The 2,930-nt window shown below is 49.6% G+C and carries 1 rRNA gene; it reads left to right on the top strand.

The annotated features are described in order from the left end of the window. Nucleotides 1-9 precede the first annotated feature (9 nt). Nucleotides 10-2,900: ribosomal RNA gene (locus CWS31_RS17090) — 23S ribosomal RNA — on the top strand. Nucleotides 2,901-2,930 lie beyond the last annotated feature (30 nt).

The raw sequence follows: 2,930 nt of genomic DNA, 5'->3' as shown, positions 1-2,930 counted from the left end.
GGGTTGTATGGTTAAGTGACTAAGCGTATGTGGTGGATGCCTTGGCAGTTAGAGGCGATGAAGGACGTGTTAATCTGCGAAAAGCGTTGGTGAGGTGATAAAAACCGTTATAGCCAACGATATCCGAATGGGGAAACCCACCTAGCATAAGCTAGGTATCATTATCTGAATACATAGGGTAATGAGGCGAACCGGGAGAACTGAAACATCTAAGTACCCCGAGGAAAAGAAATCAACCGAGATTTCGTTAGTAGCGGCGAGCGAACGCGAATCAGCCCTTAAGCAACTTAAGTTTTAGTGGAATATTCTGGAAAGGATAACGATACAGGGTGATAGTCCCGTACACGTAAGAACTTTTGTTGTGAAATCGAGTAGGACGGAGCACGTGAAACTTTGTCTGAATATGGGGGGACCATCCTCCAAGGCTAAATACTACTAACTGACCGATAGTGAACCAGTACCGTGAGGGAAAGGCGAAAAGAACCCCTGTGAGGGGAGTGAAATAGAACCTGAAACCGCATACGTACAAGCAGTGGGAGCCAAATTTAGTTTGGTGACTGCGTACCTTTTGTATAATGGGTCAGCGACTTATATTCTGTAGCAAGGTTAACCGATTAGGGGAGCCGTAGCGAAAGCGAGTGTTAACTGCGCGTTTAGTTGCAGGGTATAGACCCGAAACCCGGCGATCTACCCATGGGCAGGTTGAAGGTTGAGTAACATCAACTGGAGGACCGAACACACGTATGTTGAAAAATGCGGTGATGACTTGTGGGTCGGAGTGAAAGGCTAATCAAGCCGGGAGATAGCTGGTTCTCCCCGAAATCTATTTAGGTAGAGCCTCGCACGAACACCATTGGGGGTAGAGCACTGTTAAGGCTAGGGGGTCATCCCGACTTACCAACCCTTTGCAAACTCCGAATACCAATGAGTGATATGCGGGAGACACACTGCGGGTGCTAACGTCCGTTGTGAAGAGGGAAACAACCCAGACCGCCAGCTAAGGTCCCAAAGTACTAGTTAAGTGGGAAACGATGTGGAAAGGCATAGACAGCTAGGAGGTTGGCTTAGAAGCAGCCACCCTTTAAAGAAAGCGTAATAGCTCACTAGTCGAGTCGGTCTGCGCGGAAGATGTAACGGGGCTAAACTAGTCACCGAAGCTGCGGATTCAGAGTTTACTCTGAGTGGTAGGGGAGCGTTGTGTAAGCCGTTGAAGGTGAATTGAGAAGTTTGCTGGAGGTATCACAAGTGCGAATGCTGACATGAGTAACGATAAGGGGAGTGAAAAACTCCCCCGCCGAAAGACCAAGGTTTCCTGTCCCATGTTAATCAGGGCAGGGTAAGTCGGCCCCTAAGGCGAGGCGGAAACGCGTAGTCGATGGGAAACAGATTAATATTTCTGTACTTCTATATATTGCGAAGGAGGGACGGAGTAGGCTAGGTGAGCACGGCGTTGGTAGTCCGTGTGAAAGTATGTAGGCTGAGAGTTTAGGTAAATCCGGACTCTCTTAAGGCTGAGATACGAGACGAGTCACTACGGTGATGAAGTCATTGATGCCATGCTTCCAGGAAAAGCTTCTAAGCTTCAGATATATAGGAACCGTACCCCAAACCGACACAGGTGGTTAGGTAGAGAATACTAAGGCGCTTGAGAGAACTCGGGTGAAGGAACTAGGCAAAATAGTACCGTAACTTCGGGAGAAGGTACGCTCTCTAATGTGAATGACTTGCTCAGTAAGCATAGGAGAGTCGAAGTAACCAGGTGGCTGGAACTGTTTATTAAAAACACAGCACTGTGCAAAATCGAAAGATGACGTATACGGTGTGACGCCTGCCCGGTGCCGGAAGGTTAATTGATTGGGTTATCTTCGGAGAAGCTCATGATCGAAGCCCCGGTAAACGGCGGCCGTAACTATAACGGTCCTAAGGTAGCGAAATTCCTTGTCGGGTAAGTTCCGACCTGCACGAATGGCGTAATCATGGCCACACTGTCTCCACCCGAGACTCAGTGAAATTGAATTTGCGGTTAAGATGCCGTATACCCGCGGCTAGACGGAAAGACCCCGTGAACCTTTACTATAGCTTGACAGTGAACATTGCTCCTACATGTGTAGGATAGGTGGGAGGCTTTGAAACTTTGTCGCCAGATGAAGTGGAGCCACTCTTGAAATACCACCCTTGTATGCGTGATGTTCTAACCTAGGGCCCTAATCGGGCTTGGGGACACTGTCTGGTGGGTAGTTTGACTGGGGCGGTCTCCTCCCAAAGAGTAACGGAGGAGCACGAAGGTTGGCTAAGTACGGTCGGACATCGTACGGTTAGTGCAATGGCATAAGCCAGCTTAACTGCGAGACAGACACGTCGAGCAGGTACGAAAGTAGGTCATAGTGATCCGGTGGTTCTGTATGGAAGGGCCATCGCTCAACGGATAAAAGGTACTCCGGGGATAACAGGCTGATACCGCCCAAGAGTTCATATCGACGGCGGTGTTTGGCACCTCGATGTCGGCTCATCACATCCTGGGGCTGAAGTCGGTCCCAAGGGTATGGCTGTTCGCCATTTAAAGTGGTACGCGAGCTGGGTTTAGAACGTCGTGAGACAGTTCGGTCCCTATCTGCCGTGGGCGTTTGAGAATTGAAGAGGGCTGCTCCTAGTACGAGAGGACCGGAGTGGACGAACCACTGGTGTTCGGGTTGTCATGCCAATGGCATTGCCCGGTAGCTACGTTCGGAACTGATAACCGCTGAAAGCATCTAAGCGGGAAGCAGGCTTTGAGATGAGTTCTCACTGGGGCTTTGAGCCCCCTAAAGGGTCGTTGGAGACTACAACGTTGATAGGTTGGGTGTGTAAGTGCTGCGAGGCATTGAGCTAACCAATACTAATTACCCGTGAGGCTTAACCATACAACACCCAAGTAGTTTTGCGCTATGAAG

This window comes from Colwellia echini (assembly GCF_002843355.2).
GTDB lineage: Bacteria > Pseudomonadota > Gammaproteobacteria > Enterobacterales > Alteromonadaceae > Colwellia > Colwellia echini.
This window is presented reverse-complemented; position numbering and strand designations above follow the sequence as displayed.